Raw genomic sequence first — 18,887 nt, 5'->3', positions numbered from 1 at the left:
CACTCCCCTTCCCTTGCGCCCCATCGCCCCCGATCGTGTTCTCGTCTCGTGGACCGGGCGCTGCGGCTCGACGCCGCCCGTGCCGAACCGGCGCGCCGCCTCAACGCGATCCAAGGAGACCTTCCGGCATGACCGAGACTGCAAAGCCCATCCTGATCACCGGCGCCAGCCGTGGCCTCGGCGCCGCGATCGCCGAGGCGCTGGCGCCCGGACGCCACATCCTCGCCGTGGGCCGGACCACCGGCGCGCTCGAGGAACTCGATGACCGGATCCGCGCCGCGGGCGGTCAGGCGACGCTGGCGCCGATGGACATCACCGTGCCCGAGGCGATGCAGCAGCTCTGCCGCTCGATCCATGACCGCTGGGGCGGCATCGACATGTGGATCCACACAGCGATCCACGCGGGCCCGCTGGCCCCCGCGCCGCATCTCGCGGACAAGGATCTCGACCGCTCGATCGCGGTGAACCTGCGCGCCACGGCGCGACTGATCGCCTATGTCGCGCCGCTTCTGGGCCAGACCGGCCGCGCCGTCTTCTTCGACGACCCGCAGGGCGGCGAGAAGTTCTTCGGCCATTACGGGTCGACCAAGGCGGCGCAGATGGCGCTCGTGCGGTCCTGGCAGGCCGAGACCGTGAAGACCGGCCCCGAAATCCGCATCCTCGCGCCGCGTCCGATGCCCACCGCCACCCGCGCGCGGTTCTACCCGGGCGAGGACCGGAGCGATCTGACCGATATCCGGGCCGAGGCGGCGCGGCTGCTTCCCGAGCTACTCGAAGACTGAGAGGTTGACGGCCGCACGCCGCTCGCCGTCGTTTTCCGGGCGTTACCCGAGGCGATCCGCACGATCGCCTGCGCCCCGTCTTGCAATGCTTGCCGCCCCCCTGCCGCTCCCGTAACAAGGGGCCAAAGGGGGCCGCATGCGCATTCTCATCACCAATGACGACGGCATCAACGCACCGGGGCTGAAGGTGCTCGAGGAGATCGCGGCCGAGATCGCCGGTCCCTCGGGCGAGGTCTGGGTCGTCGCACCCGCCTTCGAGCAGTCCGGCGTGGCGCATTGCATCTCCTACACCCACCCCACGATGATCGCCGAGCTGGGCCCGCGCCGCTTCGCGGCCGAGGGCAGCCCCGCCGACTGCGTCATGGCCGGCCTGCATGACGTACTGGCCGACGGGCGCCCCGACCTCGTGCTCTCGGGCGTCAATCGCGGCAACAACGCCGCCGAGAACGCCATGTATTCGGGCACCATCGGCGGCGCCATGGAGGCGGCGCTGCACGGGCTGCCGGCGATCGCGTTGTCGCAGTTCTACGGGCCTGCCAACGTCTCGCTCGATGATCCCTTTGACGCGGCAAGGCGGCACGGCGCGCCCACGGTCAGGCGGCTGCTCGACCACGCCATCTGGGATTCCGAGGCCGATTACCGGCTGTTCTACAACGTCAATTTCCCGGCCCTGCCCGGCGCCGACGTGCGCGGGTTGCGGGTCGGACGGCAAGGGTTCCGGCGCGACACCTCATTCGGCGTCGAGCCGCATGTCTCGCCATCGGGCCGGCGGTTCCTGTGGGTGCGCGGCGGGCGGCAGGACGTGCCGACCGGACCCGGCACCGACGCGCAGGACAATCTCGACGGCTATATCTCGGTCGTGCCGATGCGCGCGGATCTGACCGCCCACGACGCGCTCGACGCGGTGACGGCCGCGCTGGGAGATGCCGTGGCATGAGCTTCGACGCCGACGCCAAGATGCGCTTTCTCTACGCCCTGCGCTCGCACGGGGTGACGGATGCGCGGGTGCTCGACGCGATGGAGAAGATCGACCGCGCGCGCTTTGTGAAGGGACTTTTCGCCGAGCGCGCCTATGCCGACATGCCGCTGCCGATCGCCTGCGGCCAGACCATTTCGCAGCCCTCGGTGGTCGGCCTGATGACGCAGGCGCTCGACGTGCAGCCGCGCGACAAGGTGCTCGAAGTGGGCTGCGGCTCGGGCTACCAGGCCGCGATCCTGAGCCAGCTCGGGCGCCGCATCTACACCATCGACCGGTTTCGCAGCCTCGTGGCCGATGCGCGCGCCGTGTTCGAGGCGATGGACCTGCCCAACATCACCGCGATCACCGCCGACGGCTCCTTCGGCCTGCCCGAGCAGGCACCGTTCGACCGAATCATCGTGACCGCCGCGGCCGAGGATCCGCCCGGCCCGCTCTTGGCGCAGCTCAGGGTGGGCGGTATCATGGTGCTTCCCGTCGGCCAGTCCGACACGGTGCAAAGCCTGATCCGGGTGACCCGCAAGGATACGGGCTTCGACTACGAGGAATTGCGCGCGGTGCGCTTCGTGCCCCTGGTCGAAGGGCTGGGACAGGACTGAGACGGAGCGGGGCGGCGCGCCTCGCATATACGAACCCCCGGAGAACAGGGGGGCAGAAGGGATACGAGGACAGATCGATGCAGAACACATCTCTCCGCCGGGCCTGGCGCCTGCTGTCTTGCACCACGGCGCTGGCGTTGCTGGCGGCCTGTGCCGAACCGTTCGACCCCGACCTGCGCGACATGGGCAACGGCTTCGACACCTCGGCCGCCGCGCTCAACCCCGCGCCGCGACCGCGCCCCGATGATCGCGGCGTGATCTCCTACCCGAACTACCAGGTCGCCGTGGCGCGCGAGGGCGACACGGTCGTCACCTTGGCCAACCGGCTCGGGCTCGAGGCCGGGGCGCTGGCGCGCTACAACGGCGTCTCGGCCGATGCCAGCCTGCGCGGCGGCGAGGTGATCGCCCTGCCCAGCCGCGTCGCGGAACCCTCGCCCGCCACCGGGGCGAGCGTCACCGGCCCGATCACCCCCTCGAACACCGGCACCCCGCCCGTGAGTACCGGTCGGATAGATGTCACGACGCTGGCCGGCGCCGCGATCGACCGCGCCGCGCCGCAGACGCAGACGCAGAGCCAGCCCAGCTTCCCGCCGCAGACCCCCGCGGCCAGCAGCGCCGCCAGCTCGGCCTCGGTCGCGACGCCGCGCGCCCTGCCCAGCGGCGAGGAGCCGGTGCGTCACCAGGTCGGCCGGGGCGAGACCGCCTATTCCATCGCCCGCCTCTACAACGTCCCGGTGCGCAGCCTCGCGGAATGGAACGGTCTCGGCTCCGATCTCGCGGTGCGCGAGGGGCAGTTCCTGCTGATCCCGCCCGCGGGCGCCGCCCCCGCGGCCCCGGCCACCCCGACGCCGACCGCCGTGACCCCGCCCGGCGCCGGCAGCCCGACGCCGACCCCGCCCTCCGCCGCCGCCCCGCTGCCGCAGGAAGAGCCCCCCGCCGCCGCGCCGGCCCCTGCCGCGCCGGCCCCCGCCCCGGAGCCGCAGCCCGTGGCCGAGCAGGCCCAGCCGAAAGCGTCGGCGATGGCGATGCCGGCACAGGGCAGCATCATCCGCGCCTATGCCAAGGGCCGCAACGACGGCATCGACATCGGCGCGCCGGCGGGCAGCGCGGTGAAGGCCGCCGCCGCGGGCACCGTGGCCGCGATCACCACCAACACCGAGGGCATCCAGATCGTGGTGATCCGCCACCCCGACGAGCTGCTCACGGTCTACACCCATGTCGTCGACCTGACGGTCGAGCGTGGCGCCAGCGTCACCAAGGGCCAGACCATCGGCAAGGTGAAGGCGGGCTCCCCGAGCCTGCTGCATTTCGAGGTGCGCAAGGGCATGGAGAGCCAGGACCCGACCGATTACCTGCCCTGAGCTTCGGGCACGCCAATGCGAAAAGGGCCGCCCCGAGGGGCGGCCCTTCTTCGTTTCAGCTCAAGGCCTCATCAGCCGATCTTCACGCCCTCGCGGCCGGCGAGATCGGTGAAGAACTGCCATGCCACCCGGCCCGAACGCCCGCCGCGCGTGGCCTGCCATTCGATCGCCTCGGCGCGCAGCCGCGCATCGTCGATGGCGACACCGAAGGCGTCGCAATAGCCGCGGATCATCGACAGGAACTCGTCCTGGTCGCAGGGGTGAAACCCGAGCCAGAGACCGAAGCGATCCGACAGCGACACCTTTTCCTCGACCGCCTCGGAGGGGCTGATCGCGGTGGACCGCTCGTTCTCGATCATGTCGCGCGGCATCAGGTGGCGCCGGTTCGAGGTGGCATAGAGCACCACGTTCTCGGGCCGCCCCTCGATGCCGCCATCGAGCACCGCCTTGAGCGACTTGTAATGCGCATCGTCATGGGAAAACGACAGGTCGTCGCAGAACAGGATGAAACGCTGCGGCGCCGCGCGCAGGATCGACAGGCAACGATCAATGCTCTGGAGATCCTCGCGCTGCACCTCGACGATCTTCAGGTCCGGAAACTCGGCCTCAAGAGCGCCATGCACCGCCTTGACGAGGCTCGACTTGCCCATGCCGCGTGCCCCCCACAGAAGGGCGTTGTTGGCCGGCAGCCCCTGCGCGAAGCGGCGGGTATTCGACAAGAGCGTGTCGCGGGCCCGGTCGATACCGAGCAGCAGTTGCAGCGCCACCCGGCTCACCTTCGGGACGGGCGCGAGCCGGTCCGGGTCCGGCTGCCACATATAGGCGGGCGCGCCGCGCAGCGAAGCGGCGGGCTGGGGCGGCGGGCTCATCCGCTCCAGTGCCGCCGCGATGCGATCGAGCGCGTCGCCGCTCATTTCGCATCCTCCGCGTCCTCGTCCTCGATCCAGAGGCCTTCGGCCCGCAGCCGCGCCTCCCGCTTGCGCTCGACACGCGCCACCAGAAGGATCGAGACCTCGTAGAGACCGTAGACCACGGTGAACAGGATCACCTGGCTCACCACGTCCGGCGGCGTCGCGACGGCGGCGAGCAGCAGGATGGCGACCACGGCATATTTGCGGACCGAGCCGAGACCCTTGGCGGAGACCAGCCCCGCCTTGCCCATCAGCGTCAGCAGAACCGGCAGCTGGAAGCACAGCCCGAAGGCCACGATGAACTTGATGGTCAGGGCGAGATAGGCCTGCGCCGAACCCTGGAAGGCGATGCCGGCCACCGCCGTGTCGCTTTCCACGCCGGTGGCCAGGCTGCCGGGCTGTTGGAAGCCGAGGAAGAAGTCGAAGGCCAGCGGCGTCACGACGTAATAGGCGAAGGAGGCGCCCAAAAAGAACATGAAGGGCGAGGCGATCATGAAGGGCAGGAATGCGCCCTTCTCGGACTTGTAGAGCCCCGGCGCCACGAAGCGCCACATCTGGAACGAGATCACCGGGAAGGCCAGAACCAGCCCGCCCAGCATCGAGATCGACACCGCGACGAAGAAACCTTCCTGCAGCGCGATCAGGATCAGCCCGCAATCCTCCTGCCCCCGCGTCGCCATCGCGGCGCAGAGCGGCCGGGTCAGGAAGTCGAAGATCGGGTTCCAGACGGTGAAGCAGACGATCATCCCCGCCACGAAGGCGAGCACGGAGCGGATCAGCCGCATGCGCAGCTCGGCCAGATGCTCGATCAGCGGCGCCGAGCTGTCCTCGATCTCATCCACGGGGCTCATGATGTCGTGTCGTCCTTTCGCGCGGGCGAAGCGGGCTTGGCAGGCTTGGCCGACTCGACCGGCTCCGCCGGGGCGCTGATCGGCTCGGGCTCCAGCTCGGGTTCGAAATCGGGCTCAAGATCGGCCAGCTCCTCGTCGGTCGGCGCCGCGGCCTCGCGCGCCCGCCGCTCGGACGCGGCCTTGGCCGTCGCCTCCTCGACCTTGCGGCGCGTCTCGGCCCGCTCCTCGGAGAGCTTTTCGGTGGCGCCGCCCGGCTTCAGGTTCTTCTTCAGCGCGTCGGTGCCAAAGCCCTTGGGATCGGCGGCCGCCTTGATCGTCTTCTGGATATCCCGCACGCCGCTCTCGTCGGCCGCGTCCTCCATGGCGCGGGAGAATTCGCGCGCCATCGCCTTGGCCTTGCCGGTGAAGCGGCCGATTTCACGGAACATCCCCGGCAGGTCCTTGGGGCCGACAACGATCAGCGCCACGACCCCGATCAGCAGAAGCTCGCTCCAGCCCAGATCGAACATCTCGGTCTATCCTGTCTCGGGCCTCAGACCCGGTCCTTGTCCTCGGCGGCGTGCGGCTCGTGCACGGTGCCGGCCTCGTTGATGGTCTTCGACTGGTCGTCGATTTCCTTCTTGCCGTCATCGACGCCGCGCTTGAAGGCGGTGATGCCCTTGCCGACCTCGCCCATCAGCGAGGAAATCTTGCCGCGGCCGAACAGCACCAGCACCACGACGGCGATCAGAAGGAGGCCCGGAAGGCCGATATTGTTGAGCATGGCGTGTCTCCCATCCCGGCGGCCCGCTCCGGACCGCGCCTTGTCTCGCAGCCTCCAGATACGCGCCCCGGGGGCCGGGTGAAAGGGCGGAAACCCCTTTCGCGCGGAAGCCCGCCGCTTTTATTGACACGAAGTTGTCAGTTGGCAAGTTAGCGGCAGGAGGACCCTGCCCATGCCCCGTGCCGACCGACTCGTGGAAATGATCCGCATCCTGCGCGATGGCCGGCTGCACCGGGCCGAGGATCTGGCGCAGCGGCTCGGCACCTCGCTCAGGACCGTCTACCGGGACATGGACCGGCTCATCGCCTCCGGCGTGCCGGTCGAAGGCCGGCGCGGTTTCGGCTACCGTGCCACGGCCGCGGTGACGCTGCCGCCCATGAACCTGACCATGACCGAGTTGGAGGCGCTGCATCTGGGGCTTGCGGCGGTGGCGCAGGGCGGGGATTCCGAGCTGAGCGCGGCGGCGCGGTCGCTCTCGGGCCGGATCGACGCGGTGCTGCCGGAGGACCGCGACCACCCCGGCGGCTGGAGCTTCGCAACCCCGCCCCTGGGCGACGCGGTGGCCGGATTCCGGCACATGAGCAGCCTGCGCGCGGCGATCCGAGCGCGCCAGAAGCTGCAGATCACGATGCGCGACGCTTCGGACCCGATGGTGCTGCGGCCGCTCCGGCTCGACTACTGGGGCCGGGTCTGGACCCTGACGAGCTGGAGCGAGACGACGCGCGGCTTCGCCGAGTTGCGGGTCGACCGGATCGCGGCGCTGCGCGTGCTGCCGCAGCTCTTCGTCGATGAGCCGGGACGGACGCTCCAGGATCTGGAAGCGCAGCGCCTCGCCTCGACCTAGCGTTTGCGTATTTGGAGGAAAATGAACCCGGGAGGCGCGCCCTTCGGTTCATCTTTCCTCAAATGCGCAGATCCCGGGGCCTCAGCCAGCGCGTCGTTTCGGGAAGACGAAGCAGCGGTCGCGTCGCATCATCAGCCAGAGCCGCGTGCCGGGCTTGGGCAGGAAGACCGAAGGCACCGAGGCACGCAGGATCTCGCCGTCATGGTCCATGCGGAACTCCACGAGGCTGGAGGCCCCGAGAAAGCGCGCACGTTCGACCGTGCCGGCGGCGGGGGTGCCCTCGCGGGTGGTCGGGTTCGGGCCGCGCCCCTGCCGGTCGAAATCGATCTTCAGATGCTGCGGCCGGATCACGATCTCGACCTCGGTGCCATCCGGCAGGCCCGGCGTCAGGAAGTCCCCGAAGGGGGTGTCGCACAGCGCGCCCTGAACGCTGCCCTCGATCACGTTGATGTCGCTGAAGAAGGCGGCCGCCTCCCGGTCCTTGGGCGCGTTGTAGATGTTGTAGGGCGCGCCGTACTGCACGACGTGGCCGTCGCGCATCAACGCGATCTCATCGGCCATGCGCATCGCCTCGGCGGGCTCGTGCGTGACCAGCAGCACCGCCGTGCCCTCGGCCTTGAGCACGCCGAGCGTCTCGTCGCGGATATCGTCGCGCAGCCGGTCGTCGAGCCCCGAGAACGGCTCGTCCATCAAGAGGATGCGTGGGCTGGGCGCCAGCGCCCGCGCCAGCGCCACGCGCTGCTGCTCGCCCCCCGAAAGCTCGTGCGGGTAGCGGTCGATGTGGCGGCGCATGCCCACCTTGTCGAGCAGCGTCTCGACCCGGGCCCGGATCTCGGGTTTCGGCCCCTTGAGGCCGAAGCCCACATTGCGCGCCACGTCGAGATGCGGGAACAGCGCGAAGTCCTGGAACATCAGGCCGATGCCGCGCGCCTCCGGCGGCATGTGCAGCGCGCCCTCCGAGATCGGTCGGCCATCGACATAGACGCCGCCCGCATCCTGCCGGTCGACGCCGGCGATGATCCGGAGCGTGGTGGACTTGCCGCAGCCCGACGGGCCGAGCAGGCAGGTCACCTGCCCCGGCATCACCTTGAGCGACACGCCGCTGACGACCTCGCGGCCCGAAAAGACGCGGGTCAGGTCGCGGATCTCCAGCCGCGGGGCGGGCGCGATCTGCTGCGGCGTACGGGGCGGGGAGGTCTCGAACAAGGGCCAAATCCCGATCAATTGCGTCGGAATGCCCTAGCAATCCCGCCCCGCGCCCGCAAGCTCACATGGTCTGGTTGCCGGCGCCGCCATCCAGAAGAACGTTCTGCCCGACCATGAATCCCGCATGCTGCGAGCACATGAAGGCGCAGGTCGCGCCGAACTCGGCCGCGGTGCCGTAGCGCCGGGTCGGGATCGTCGCCTCGCGGCGGGCGCGGGCCTCCTCGACGCTGATCCCCTCCTTCTTCGACACGCCGCCATCGAGCGAGGCGGCCCGGTCGGTGTCATGGATGCCGGGCAGCAGGTTGTTGATGTTCACGCCCGAGGGCGCGACCTGCCGCGAGGTGCCCGCGACATAGCCGGTGAGACCGGCACGGGCCGAGTTCGACAGGCCCAGCGCCGGGATCGGCGATTTCACCGATTGCGAGGTGATATTGACCACCCTTCCCCAGCCGCGATCCATCATGCCGGGCACCAGCGCCTTCATCAGCGCGATCGGCGTCAGCATGTTGGCGTCGAGCGCGCGGATGAAATCCTCGCGGTCCCAGTCGGTCCACATGCCCGGGGGCGGGCCGCCCGCATTGGTGACGAGGATGTCGACACCCTGCGCCGCCTCGATCACCTGCTTCTGCCCCTCCGGCGTGGTCACGTCGCAGGCGACGGTGACGACCTCGACCCCGAAACGGTCGCGGATCTCCTGCGCCGCCTGTTCCAGCGCCTCCTGCCCCCGCGCGTTCATCACCAGATCGACGCCCGCTTCGGCCAGCGCCTCGGCGCAACCGCGCCCCAGCCCCTTGGACGAGGCGCAGACCAGCGCCCGCTTGCCCCTGATACCCAGATCCATCAGATCTCTCCCTGTTTGCATGGCTGGCCTAGCATCGGCAACCGGGCCGGGCAATGATGTCGCGCGCATGCAATGCCGCTGGGGAGACGTGCATGGAAACCGGCCAGCTCCAACACCTCGCCGTCATCGACGCCGCCGATTTCACCGTGTCTCAGGGCGTGGCCCGTGGCGAGGCGCTGAGCTTCGCCGACGAATTGGTCCCCGACGACATCTATCGCCTCGCCCCCGGCGCACGACGCCGCGAACTGGCCCTGCGCCCGGACGCCGAAGGCGGCTTTCGGATCGAGGCGGGCGGCGTGGACGGCCATGCAGGCCGCCCGGTGCATATCGACAGCTGCCTGTCGCTGTCCGCCCGGGACGGCAGCATCGGCGAGGCGGTGGTGCTGGTCGAGGTCGAGGCGGGGGCCGCCGTCGCGATCTACCTGTTGCCGCTGGGCCGGCTGAGCGAGGGCGAGGATTACCGCCTCGTCGGTATCGACCGCCATGCGGGCACCGCCCGGCTGGCGCAGGTGGCCTGCGCCTCGTTCACCCGCGGCACGCGGATCGCCTTGAGCAGCGGCGCGCAGGTGCCGGTCGAGGAGCTTGTGTCCGGCGACCGCATCCTGACCCGCGATGACGGACCGCAGGCGCTGCGCTGGATCGGTCGGACCACCTTGCGCGCCACCGGCCGCTTCGCGCCGGTTCTGATCCGGGCGGGCGCGCTGAACAATGCGCGCGACCTGCTGCTCAGCCCGGAGCACCGGGTCTTCGTCTGGCAGCGCGAGGACCATCTCGGCACCGGCCGGTCCGAACTGATGATCAAGGTCCGCCACCTGATCGATGGCGACAGCGTGGTCCAGGTCGAGGGCGGCTTCGTCGACTATTTCCAACTGGTCTTCGACGATCACCAGATCGTCTATGCCGAGGGGATCGCCGCCGAATCCCTGCTGGTGGACCGGCGCAACGCCGCGGTTTTGCCCGACGGCATCGCACGCCATGGCCATGCGCGCGGGCTGTCCTACGAGGTCTCCGAAAGCCTGCTGCCCGGCGCCGACGCAGTGGCGCTGCTGCGCCGGGCTTCCGGGCTCTGAGCCGGGCCACAGGGACGGCCCGGCGCTGGACAAGTCGGGGTCCGCCGGAGGCTAGCCGCCCAGGCCGACCTTTACATCGGCGTCGAGCAACCGCCCCGAATCCCGCTTCGATCCGCCGGCGGACAGATCGGCCTCGACATCGACCAGCCCGCCGGAGCCGCCGCTGGATCGCGTTCCGCCAACGGAAACATCGGCACCCGCTTCGGCCAGCCCGCCAGATGCGCCGCCGCCGTCACCGCTGCCCGAGTTTGATCCGCCGACGGAGGCATTCTCCTCCGCATCGACGAGGCCACCGGAGCCACCGGTTCCGCCCGAGCCGCCGACCGAGACGCCGGCCCCGGCATCGACGAGACCGCCAGAACCACTCGTGTCCTGGCCCCCGGTTCCTCCGCTTCTACCGCTGGAGTCACCATTTTCGCCCGAGCCCGCGCTACCGACCGAGGCCCCGACATCGACGCGGCCGCCCGACCCACCGCCACCGCTTCCTCCATCGCCGCCGCCTTCGGCACCGTCCCCGCTGCCGCCCGCCACACCACTGCCGGACCCGGGGCCCGAACCGCCGCCGGTGCCCGCCCCACCGCTACCGCCGACGCTGCCATTGCCGGAAATGCTGCCGCCAGCTCCGGAACTCCCGTGACCGCCTGTCGAGCCGCCCCCGTCGGCGCCCCTCGCCCCGGAACCGCCACCAGCGCCGCCCCCCGCCTGGCCGCCGTTCCCGCCGTCGCCCTGCCCCTCGACAGCACGGATGCCGCCATCCCCGTCGCTTGACGCGTGCGCGAGGGAGGTACCGACACCCGTTCCGCTCCGGAAGGCCAGCGCCTCCGGTTCGCCGCAGGCCGTCAACGCGGTCCCTGCCAACAAGAGAGTCACGGTATTGCGAATGGTCTTCGAAACCATGGTTCGATCCTTTCGTGTTCACGCAGAAGGCGCGTTCCACCTTCATCTTATGACCCCGGAGGTTGAGAGCGAATCGTGGCAGATCCATGGCAGCCAGAATCACAAACCATTGATAAGTTTACGACTTATTGGAACGCCATCCGGAACGAAGCGTGGACTGAAGCGTTAGGAAACGTGGTGCGTGGTTTGCGTCGATCGGTTCGATCCGGGCAATTGTTCTACCGTCCGGAAATGTCTATAGCCCCCGCATGAACAACCGCCCCGCCCTCCCGCCCGAAATCGCCCGCCGTCGGACCTTTGCGATCATCTCGCATCCGGACGCCGGCAAGACGACGCTGACCGAAAAGTTCCTGCTGTTCGGCGGCGCGATCCAGATGGCCGGACAGGTCCGCGCCAAGGGCGAGGCGCGGCGTACCCGCTCGGACTTCATGCAGATGGAAAAGGACCGGGGCATCTCGGTCTCGGCCTCGGCGATGTCCTTCGACTTCAAGAACTTCCGGTTCAACCTCGTCGACACGCCCGGCCACTCGGACTTTTCCGAAGACACCTACCGTACGCTGACGGCCGTGGACGCCGCCGTGATGGTGATCGACGGCGCCAAGGGCGTCGAGAGCCAGACCCGCAAGCTGTTCGAGGTCTGCCGGCTGCGTGACCTGCCGATCCTGACCTTCTGCAACAAGATGGACCGCGAGAGCCGCGACACCTTCGAGATCATCGACGAGATCCAGGAGAACCTCGCCATCGACGTGACCCCGGCCTCCTGGCCGATCGGCGTCGGGCGCGATTTCCTGGGCTGCTACGACCTGCTGCGCGACCGGCTGGAGCTGATCGACCGGGCCGACCGCAACCGCGTCGCCGAGAGCATCGCCATCGACGGGCTCGACGATCCGAAGATGGCCGATCACGTGCCTGCCCATCTGCTGGAAAAGCTGCGCGAAGAGGTCGAGATGGCGCGCGAGCTCTTGCCCGCGCTCGACCCGCAGGCGGTGCTCGAGGGGCACATGACGCCGATCTGGTTCGGCTCGGCGATCAACAGCTTCGGCGTGCGCGAGCTGATGGAGGGCATCGGCACCTACGGCCCCGAGCCGCAGGTCCAGAAGGCGCAGCCGCGCGAGATCGCACCCGAAGAGGGCAAGGTCACGGGCTTCGTCTTCAAGGTGCAGGCCAACATGGACCCCAAGCACCGCGACCGCGTGGCTTTCGTCCGTCTCGCCTCGGGGCATTTCGAGCGCGGCATGAAGCTCACCCATGTGCGCTCCAAGAAGACCATGGCGATCACCAACCCGGTGCTGTTCCTCGCCTCCGACCGCGAGCTGGCCGAGGAGGCCTGGGCCGGCGACATCATCGGCATCCCCAACCACGGCCAGCTGCGTATCGGCGACACGCTGACCGAGGGCGAGATGCTGCGCGTCGCGGGCATCCCCTCCTTCGCGCCGGAACTGCTGCAGACCTGCCGCGCCGGCGATCCGATGAAGGCCAAGCATCTCGACAAGGCGCTCTCGCAGTTCGCCGAGGAAGGAGCCGCCAAGGTGTTCAAGCCGACCTTCGGCTCGGGCTTCATCGTCGGCGTCGTCGGTGCGCTGCAATTCGAGGTGCTCGCCAGCCGGATCGAGATGGAATACGGGCTTCCGGTGCGCTTCGAGCCGTCGCAGTTCACCTCGGCGCGCTGGATGGCGGGCGACAAGGCGGCGGTCGAGGCCTTTGCCGCCAAGAACAAGCAGCATCTCGCCACCGACAATGACGGCGACCTCGTCTATCTCACGCGGATGCAGTGGGACATCGACCGGGTGGAGCGGGATCACCCCGAAATCCGGCTCACCGCGACCAAGGAAATGATGGTGTAGAACCTCGAAGAGGCGGCCCCCTTCGGGACCGCCTCTCCTGTCTCGGGCGGGATCGGGCCGATCAGGCCAGCTTCGCATCCATCGTGATCTCGGCCGCCTTCAGCAGTTTCGAGACCGGGCAGCCGGTCTTGGTGGCCTCCGCCGCCTTGCGGAACTGCTCGTCCGAGGCGCCGGGGACCTTCGCGGTCACGTCGAGGTGGATCCTGGTGATCTCGAACCCCTCGCCCACCTTTTCCAGCGACACCGTGGACTGGACGTCGATGTCATCGGCGGTCAGCTCGTCCTTGCCCAGTTCGAGCGACAGCGCCATCGCGTAGCAGGCCGCATGGGCCGCGCCGATCAACTCCTCGGGATTGGTGCCGGGACCGCCTTCGAAGCGGGCATTGAAGCCATAGGGCTGATCCTTCAACACGCCGGTCTGGGTCGAAATTTCGCCACCGCCCTCCTTGATGCCGCCGCTCCAATGCGCCTTGCCGTGTTTCTTGATCATCGCCGCCTCCATCTCGTGGCGCCCCGGTCACGGGGCTATCGGGCCCAACGCTCGCGCTCCGGGGCCGTTCCGCCGCCAAACTTGACCCGTGCGGGCTTTCGGCATATGGCGGGCCAAGTCGAACGACCCGGCAATCCGGCCGGGCGGGCCGCGCCTGCTCCTGCGGCCAATCGGTGCCGCAGTCTCGAAAGGCTCACATGACCCAGTTCAACGATCTCAATCTCGACCCCAAGGTGCTCAAGGCCGTCTCCGAGGCGGGCTACGAGACCCCGACCCCGATCCAGGCCGGCGCGATTCCGCCGGCGCTCGAGGGCCGCGACGTGCTGGGCATCGCCCAGACCGGCACCGGCAAGACCGCGAGCTTCACGCTGCCGATGATCACGCTTCTGGGTCGTGGCCGCGCCCGCGCCCGGATGCCGCGCTCCCTCGTGCTCTGCCCGACCCGCGAACTCGCGGCGCAGGTGGCCGAGAACTTCGACACCTATGCCAAGCACACCAAGCTCACCAAGGCGCTGCTGATCGGCGGCGTCTCGTTCAAGGAGCAGGATGCGCTGATCGACAAGGGCGTCGACGTGCTGATCGCCACCCCGGGCCGGCTGCTCGACCATTTCGAGCGCGGCAAGCTCTTGCTGACCGGCGTGCAGATCATGGTCGTGGACGAGGCCGATCGGATGCTCGACATGGGCTTCATTCCCGACATCGAGCGGATCTTCGGCCTGACGCCCTTCACCCGCCAGACGCTGTTCTTCTCGGCCACCATGGCGCCCGAGATCGAACGGATCACCAACACCTTCCTGTCGAACCCCGAGAAGATCGAGGTGGCCCGCGCCGCCACCACGGGCGAGAACATCAAACAGGGCGTGGTCATGTTCCGCGCCAGCCGCAAGGACCGCGAGGCGGGCGAGAAGCGCGACCTGCTGCGGGCCCTGATCGATGCCGAGGGCGAGGCCTGCACCAACGCGATCATCTTCTGCAATCGCAAGATGGATGTCGACGTGGTGGCCAAGAGCCTCAAGAAGCACGGCTACGACGCCGAGCCGATCCATGGCGATCTCGACCAGAGCCAGCGGACCCGCACGCTCGAGGGCTTCCGTGCCGGCGAGGTGAAGATCCTCGTGGCCTCCGACGTTGCCGCGCGCGGCCTCGACGTGCCCTCGGTCAGCCACGTCTTCAACTTCGACGTGCCGAGCCACGCCGAGGACTACGTGCACCGGATCGGCCGCACCGGCCGCGCCGGTCGCAAGGGCACCGCGATCATGATCTGCAGCCCGCGCGACGAGAAGAACCTCGACGACGTCGAGCGCCTCGTGCAGAACGCGATCCCGCGTCTCGACGATCCGCGCGGTGCGGCGAAGCCCGCCGCGGCCGAAGCGCCCGCCACCGAGACCACCGGCGAAGAGGAGCGCCCGCGTCGCGCCCGCTCGCGCAGCCGGTCGCGCAGCCGCGACGAGGCGAAGCCCGAGGCCAAGCCCGAAACCGCGGCTCCGAAGCCGGTCGAGGCCAAGCCCGAAGCCGAGGCGAAGCCGGAGCCCAAGACCGAGCCGACGCCCGAGCCCAAGACCGAGAAGGCCGCCGAGCCCGCCCCCGTCGAGTCCCGCCGCAACGAGCAGCGCGGTGGCCAGCGGAGCCATCAGGGCCGCGATCGTCGTCGCCAGGAGAGCCGCGAAGAAGAGGTCGTCGGCATGGGCGAAGACACGCCCGCCTTCATCCTCAAGAGCTTCGAGGAGCGGCGCGCCGGCTGAGGCGCGCCACCACGATGCGGGTCCTTCTTTCCCTCGCTCTCGCCGCCGCGATCCCGGCCCTGCCCGCGCAGGCCGAGGAGACGCATTGCCGTGCCTCGGTCAACGGCCGCGAGACGGTCGTGACCTACGATGATTCCATCGATTTCGAGACCGAGCTGGGCACGCGTGAGCGGATGTCGCGCTGGCCCGGCAAGGTCTGGAACAAGGCGTGGGGCAGCCCGCCCGCCTGCGACAGCCGGGTGCTGTTCACCTATCTCGCGGTGGAACTGCCTCCCGAGGAGACCGACGGCTACTGCCTGCAGCCCGATCCGGACGATGATGGCTGGCTGCTGGTGCCCGGCACACGCGGCACCACCGCGCAATGCAGCATCACCACCTGCGACCGGGTCAACGCCGCGGTCGATACCGGCACCACCCTGGCCGGGCTGATGCTGGCACCGCCGCCGACACCCGCCGAGGCCGTGGCCGAGCCCGAGCGCCTGCTGCACAGTTCGGGCGCGCTGGTCCTGAAGGGAACGGCGGAGTGGCTTGCCACCAGCATCGGCACCGCCGCACCCGGCGTCACCGCCGCCCTGACCGGCCCCGTCGCACTCGGCGCCGCCGCCGCCTCGGTCGTGGTGATCGGCAGCGCAGTCTATGTGTGCAGCGGCTAGTGGCCGGATCTCAGAACCAACGACACGGCGCGTCCGTCAGCAAGTGACAGTCTTGGCAAATCGCCAGAGATAAAGGACATTCGGCCGCGATCCGTGCTCGATCATGGTCAGCCCGTCGCGCCGCCAGCCATGTCGTTCGTAGAAGCTGCGCGCCCGGTCGTTGCCCCGCACCACCGTGAGCCAGGCTTCGTCGTAGCCGGAGAACGCAATGCGCCGCTCCGCATCGGCAAGCAACACTCGGCCGACGCCGAGGCGCCGCGCGGTTGCATCGACGAAAAGCCGGGAGATTTCGGCCCTACTGGTCAGGCAAAGGCCGATGGGTCGATCTTCCAACCGGACCATTCGTCCGGACGGACGCTCACGGCGAAGTCGGTCAGCAAACTTCACTCGGGAGCGGGTGGCGGCGTCGTATGACGGCACGAGATGGTCATGCGCCTCGTGCCAGCCATCGTGCCATAGCGTCGCCAGCGGAATGATCGCCGCTCCGGGGATCGTTTCGACCTTGAGTGGCCCCGTCATCACGGCGCTCCGGACGGCCTCGCCGCTCGCCCTTGCGAGCAGTCCATCGGTGGGGGACGAGCGCGCGATGCACCCATCCCCCTCTTGGGATCAGCTCAGCCGGCTCACCACGACGTTGACCTCGGGCTTCTTGCCGGTCTCGGCCTGGGTGGTGGAGCGCGCGATTCGCTTGAGTTCGCGGTCGAGCTTGTCCTCGTCGCGCAGCATCCGGCGGCCCGCCTTGTTGACGAACTGCGCCAGGTCACCCTCGAGCGTTTCCACCAACGGCGCGTTCGAGCGGCCCTTCTCGGGCAGGCCCATGATCTCGCACCACGGATCGCCGAGCGGCTCGTCGTTCTCGTCGATGATCATGGTCACGGTGACGTGGCCGTTGAGCGCCATCCGGATCCGGTCGCGCACGATGCCGTCCGTCGCGCCGATCATCACCGAACCGTCGAGATAGCTGCGGCCGGTGTCGATGTACTCGGCCACCTTGGGCGCGTTGCCCGACAGGTCGAGCATCATGCCGTTGACCGCGACGATCCCCGGCAACCCGCGCTCGAGGCCGAGCTTCACATGCTCGCGCAGATGGCGGTGCTCGCCATGCATCGGCACGAGGAACTGCGGCCGCACGATGTCATGCAGCAATTGCAGGTCGGGGCGGTTGGCATGGCCCGAGACGTGGAACAGCCCATGCGTGTCCTCGATCACGTCCACGCCCTTTTCCGAGAGCTGGTTCATGATCTTGATCACGCCGCGCTCGTTGCCCGGGATGGTGCGCGAGGAGAACAGGAAGCTGTCGCCCTCCTGCAGCTTCAGCCCGAGATAGGAGCCCTGCGCCAGCTGCGCGCTGGCGGCGCGGCGCTCGCCCTGGCTGCCGGTGACCAGCAGGAGCAGGTTCTCGCGCGGGATCGAGGCGGCCTCTTCCGGGCCCACGGTCTTGGGAAAGCCGTGCAGCAGCCCGCATTCGGTCGCGGTCTCGACCATGCGGCGCATGGCGCGGCCCAGCAGGCAGACGGTGCGCCCGGCCCTGTCGGCGGCGATCGCGATGGTCTTGAGGCGCGCCACGTTCGAGGCGAAGGTGGTGGCCACCACCATGCCCGGCTGCGCCGCGATCAGCTTCTCGATCTCGGGCGCCAGCGTCGCCTCGGAACGGCCCGGCAGCGGCGAGAACACGTTGGTCGAGTCGCAGACCAGCGCCTTGACGCCACCCTTGGAGATCTCGGACCAGAGGTCGGGGTTGAAGGGCTCGCCCACGACCGGGGTGTGGTCGACCTTGAAATCGCCCGAATGCAGCACCCGGCCCTCGGGGCTGTCGATCACGAGGCCTGAGCTTTCGGGGATCGAGTGGCTGATCGGCACGAAGCCCACCTTGAACGGCCCGGCATCGACCGTCGCCGGCCAGGGCTCGACCACGTTCAGGATGCTTTCGGGGGCGCCATGCTCGTCGAGCTTGTGGCGCGCGATCGCGGCGGTGAACTTGCGCGCGTGGATCGTGGCGCCGAGGCGCTTCCAGAAATGGCCGACCGCGCCGACATGGTCCTCATGCGCATGGGTGATGAAGATCGCGTCGATGCGATCCTTGCGCGCCTCGAGCCACGAGATGTCGGGCATGATGAGATCGACGCCCGGCGTCGTGTCCATGTCGGGGAAGGTCACGCCGAGATCGACGACGATCAGCCGTTCCTGCCCCGGTTTGCCGTAGCCGTAGACATAGGCGTTCATGCCGATCTCGCCGGCGCCGCCGAGAGGAAGGTAGATCAGTCTTTCGCCGCTCATGCGGTCTCCTTGTTGTAGCTGTGGATGACGGTCAGCCCGTGCATCGTCAAATCGTCTTCGATATCGTCGAAGAGCATGTCGCCCTGCGCGAAGAGAGGCGCAAGCCCCCCGGTTCCGATGATCCGCATCGGACGGTCGCGCTCCGCCCGGATGCGGTCGCATATGCCGCGTACGAGGCCGACATAGCCCCAGAAGATGCCCGACTGCATGCAGGCGACCGTGTTGGTGCCGATGACCTTCTCGGGCTTGCTCACATCGACATGCGGCAGCGCCGCCGCCGCCTGGTGCAGCGCCTCGAGGCTCAGGTTCACGCCGGGCGAGATGACGCCGCCGACATAGGCGCCATCGGTGTCCACCACGTCGAAGGTGGTCGCCGTGCCGAAATCCACCACGACGATATCGCCGCCATGCCGGTCCCAGGCGCCCACCGTGTTCACCAGCCGGTCGGGGCCGACCTGGGTGCCCGCGTCGACGCGCGGTGCCACCGGCAGGCGGCAGTCGGGCTTGCCGACCACGAGCGGGCGGCAGTTGAAGTAGCGGTCGCCCAGGACCCGCAGGTTGAACACCACGCGCGGGACGGTCGAGGAGATGATCATCTCGTCGATCTCGGCCTCGATGCCGCGCATCTTCATCAGCGTCGAGAGCCAGACGAAATACTGGTCCGCCGTGCGCTGCCACTCGGTCGAGGTGCGCCAGGTGGCGAGGAACTCGGTGCCGTTCCAGATCGAGAACACGGTGTTGGTGTTGCCGCAATCGATGGCGAGTAGCATCTCGGGACCT

General features: G+C 68.9%; 20 protein-coding genes. 9 read left to right on the top strand and 11 right to left on the bottom strand.

Annotated elements, in window-relative coordinates; genetic code table 11:
- The first annotated feature begins 128 nt into the window (after nucleotides 1-128).
- From ACRAQ3_RS05675 to ACRAQ3_RS05660, 4 genes are all read left to right on the top strand, one after another.
- The gene (locus ACRAQ3_RS05675; RefSeq protein WP_269397900.1) at nucleotides 129-782 is read left to right on the top strand and encodes an SDR family NAD(P)-dependent oxidoreductase; all 654 of its coding nucleotides are present in this window, start codon (nucleotides 129-131) and stop codon (nucleotides 780-782) included.
- Nucleotides 783-918: 136 nt separating this feature from the next.
- Nucleotides 919-1,719, top strand: coding sequence for a 5'/3'-nucleotidase SurE (gene surE / locus ACRAQ3_RS05670; protein ID WP_432255967.1), 801 nt, complete (start codon nucleotides 919-921; stop codon nucleotides 1,717-1,719).
- Nucleotides 1,716-2,357: a protein-L-isoaspartate(D-aspartate) O-methyltransferase gene (locus tag ACRAQ3_RS05665; RefSeq protein ID WP_269397898.1), complete on the top strand. Its 642-nt coding sequence runs from the start codon at nucleotides 1,716-1,718 to the stop codon at nucleotides 2,355-2,357. Before surE ends, ACRAQ3_RS05665 begins: the two co-directional genes overlap by 4 nt.
- Nucleotides 2,358-2,434: 77 nt before the next feature.
- Nucleotides 2,435-3,718 carry a peptidoglycan DD-metalloendopeptidase family protein gene (locus tag ACRAQ3_RS05660; RefSeq protein WP_432255966.1) on the top strand — a complete coding sequence of 428 codons (1,284 nt, stop codon included), beginning with the start codon at nucleotides 2,435-2,437 and terminating at the stop codon, nucleotides 3,716-3,718.
- A 71-nt stretch (nucleotides 3,719-3,789) separates the two neighbouring features.
- On the opposite strand, the gene ACRAQ3_RS05655 is transcribed toward ACRAQ3_RS05660, so the two are convergent.
- Genes ACRAQ3_RS05655 through ACRAQ3_RS05640 form a run of 4 tightly spaced genes read right to left on the bottom strand, consistent with a single transcriptional unit; the run spans nucleotide 3,790 to nucleotide 6,243 of the window.
- Nucleotides 3,790-4,632 (bottom strand): ATP-binding protein, encoded by an 843-nt coding sequence (locus ACRAQ3_RS05655; protein WP_269397896.1) that lies wholly within the window; start codon nucleotides 4,630-4,632, stop codon nucleotides 3,790-3,792.
- A complete protein-coding gene (gene tatC / locus ACRAQ3_RS05650; protein ID WP_432255965.1) occupies nucleotides 4,629-5,480 on the bottom strand; it encodes a twin-arginine translocase subunit TatC in 852 nt (283 codons plus the stop codon). Before tatC ends, ACRAQ3_RS05655 begins: the two co-directional genes overlap by 4 nt.
- A complete protein-coding gene (gene tatB, locus ACRAQ3_RS05645) occupies nucleotides 5,477-5,989 on the bottom strand; it encodes a Sec-independent protein translocase protein TatB (RefSeq protein WP_269397894.1) in 513 nt (170 codons plus the stop codon). Before tatB ends, tatC begins: the two co-directional genes overlap by 4 nt.
- A 23-nt stretch (nucleotides 5,990-6,012) precedes the next feature.
- Nucleotides 6,013-6,243 carry a twin-arginine translocase TatA/TatE family subunit gene (locus tag ACRAQ3_RS05640; protein WP_085894805.1) on the bottom strand — a complete coding sequence of 77 codons (231 nt, stop codon included), beginning with the start codon at nucleotides 6,241-6,243 and terminating at the stop codon, nucleotides 6,013-6,015.
- Nucleotides 6,244-6,415: 172 nt separating this feature from the next.
- Between ACRAQ3_RS05640 and ACRAQ3_RS05635 the strand changes: the two genes are divergently transcribed.
- Complete coding sequence (locus tag ACRAQ3_RS05635; protein ID WP_432255964.1) at nucleotides 6,416-7,087, top strand: helix-turn-helix transcriptional regulator; 672 nt, start codon at nucleotides 6,416-6,418, stop codon at nucleotides 7,085-7,087.
- Between the two features lie 81 nt (nucleotides 7,088-7,168).
- Here ACRAQ3_RS05635 and ACRAQ3_RS05630 read toward each other — a convergent pair whose 3' ends face one another.
- Nucleotides 7,169-8,293 (bottom strand): ABC transporter ATP-binding protein, encoded by a 1,125-nt coding sequence (locus tag ACRAQ3_RS05630; RefSeq protein ID WP_432255963.1) that lies wholly within the window; start codon nucleotides 8,291-8,293, stop codon nucleotides 7,169-7,171.
- Nucleotides 8,294-8,354: 61 nt separating this feature from the next.
- Nucleotides 8,355-9,134 (bottom strand): SDR family oxidoreductase, encoded by a 780-nt coding sequence (locus ACRAQ3_RS05625; protein WP_432255962.1) that lies wholly within the window; start codon nucleotides 9,132-9,134, stop codon nucleotides 8,355-8,357.
- Nucleotides 9,135-9,226: 92 nt separating this feature from the next.
- Here ACRAQ3_RS05625 and ACRAQ3_RS05620 point away from each other — a divergent pair, with 92 nt between their 5' ends.
- Nucleotides 9,227-10,204 (top strand): Hint domain-containing protein, encoded by a 978-nt coding sequence (locus ACRAQ3_RS05620; protein WP_432255961.1) that lies wholly within the window; start codon nucleotides 9,227-9,229, stop codon nucleotides 10,202-10,204.
- 51 nt (nucleotides 10,205-10,255) lie between these two features.
- Here ACRAQ3_RS05620 and ACRAQ3_RS05615 read toward each other — a convergent pair whose 3' ends face one another.
- Complete coding sequence (locus ACRAQ3_RS05615) at nucleotides 10,256-11,101, bottom strand: hypothetical protein (RefSeq protein ID WP_432255960.1); 846 nt, start codon at nucleotides 11,099-11,101, stop codon at nucleotides 10,256-10,258.
- 248 nt (nucleotides 11,102-11,349) lie between these two features.
- Between ACRAQ3_RS05615 and ACRAQ3_RS05610 the strand changes: the two genes are divergently transcribed.
- A complete protein-coding gene (locus ACRAQ3_RS05610; RefSeq protein WP_269397888.1) occupies nucleotides 11,350-12,945 on the top strand; it encodes a peptide chain release factor 3 in 1,596 nt (531 codons plus the stop codon).
- 61 nt (nucleotides 12,946-13,006) lie between these two features.
- Here the strand turns inward: ACRAQ3_RS05610 and ACRAQ3_RS05605 are convergent, their stop codons facing one another.
- Entirely contained in the window at nucleotides 13,007-13,435 is a 429-nt protein-coding gene (locus ACRAQ3_RS05605; protein ID WP_269397887.1) for an OsmC family peroxiredoxin, read from the bottom strand.
- Between the two features lie 197 nt (nucleotides 13,436-13,632).
- Between ACRAQ3_RS05605 and ACRAQ3_RS05600 the strand changes: the two genes are divergently transcribed.
- Entirely contained in the window at nucleotides 13,633-15,177 is a 1,545-nt protein-coding gene (locus ACRAQ3_RS05600; RefSeq protein ID WP_432255959.1) for a DEAD/DEAH box helicase, read from the top strand.
- Between the two features lie 14 nt (nucleotides 15,178-15,191).
- Entirely contained in the window at nucleotides 15,192-15,830 is a 639-nt protein-coding gene (locus ACRAQ3_RS05595; protein ID WP_432255958.1) for a hypothetical protein, read from the top strand.
- 36 nt (nucleotides 15,831-15,866) lie between these two features.
- Here the strand turns inward: ACRAQ3_RS05595 and ACRAQ3_RS05590 are convergent, their stop codons facing one another.
- From ACRAQ3_RS05590 to ACRAQ3_RS05580, 3 genes are all read right to left on the bottom strand, one after another.
- Entirely contained in the window at nucleotides 15,867-16,349 is a 483-nt protein-coding gene (locus tag ACRAQ3_RS05590; protein ID WP_432255957.1) for a GNAT family N-acetyltransferase, read from the bottom strand.
- Between the two features lie 90 nt (nucleotides 16,350-16,439).
- Entirely contained in the window at nucleotides 16,440-18,107 is a 1,668-nt protein-coding gene (locus ACRAQ3_RS05585; protein ID WP_432255956.1) for a ribonuclease J, read from the bottom strand.
- Nucleotides 18,104-18,877 (bottom strand): type III pantothenate kinase, encoded by a 774-nt coding sequence (locus ACRAQ3_RS05580; protein ID WP_085894795.1) that lies wholly within the window; start codon nucleotides 18,875-18,877, stop codon nucleotides 18,104-18,106. Before ACRAQ3_RS05580 ends, ACRAQ3_RS05585 begins: the two co-directional genes overlap by 4 nt.
- Nucleotides 18,878-18,887: the final 10 nt, after the last annotated feature.

Source organism: Limimaricola sp. AA108-03 (assembly GCF_050847355.1).
Lineage (GTDB): Bacteria > Pseudomonadota > Alphaproteobacteria > Rhodobacterales > Rhodobacteraceae > Limimaricola.
The sequence above is the reverse complement of the archived record's forward strand: the minus strand, read 5'-3'. Positions and strand labels throughout refer to the sequence as shown.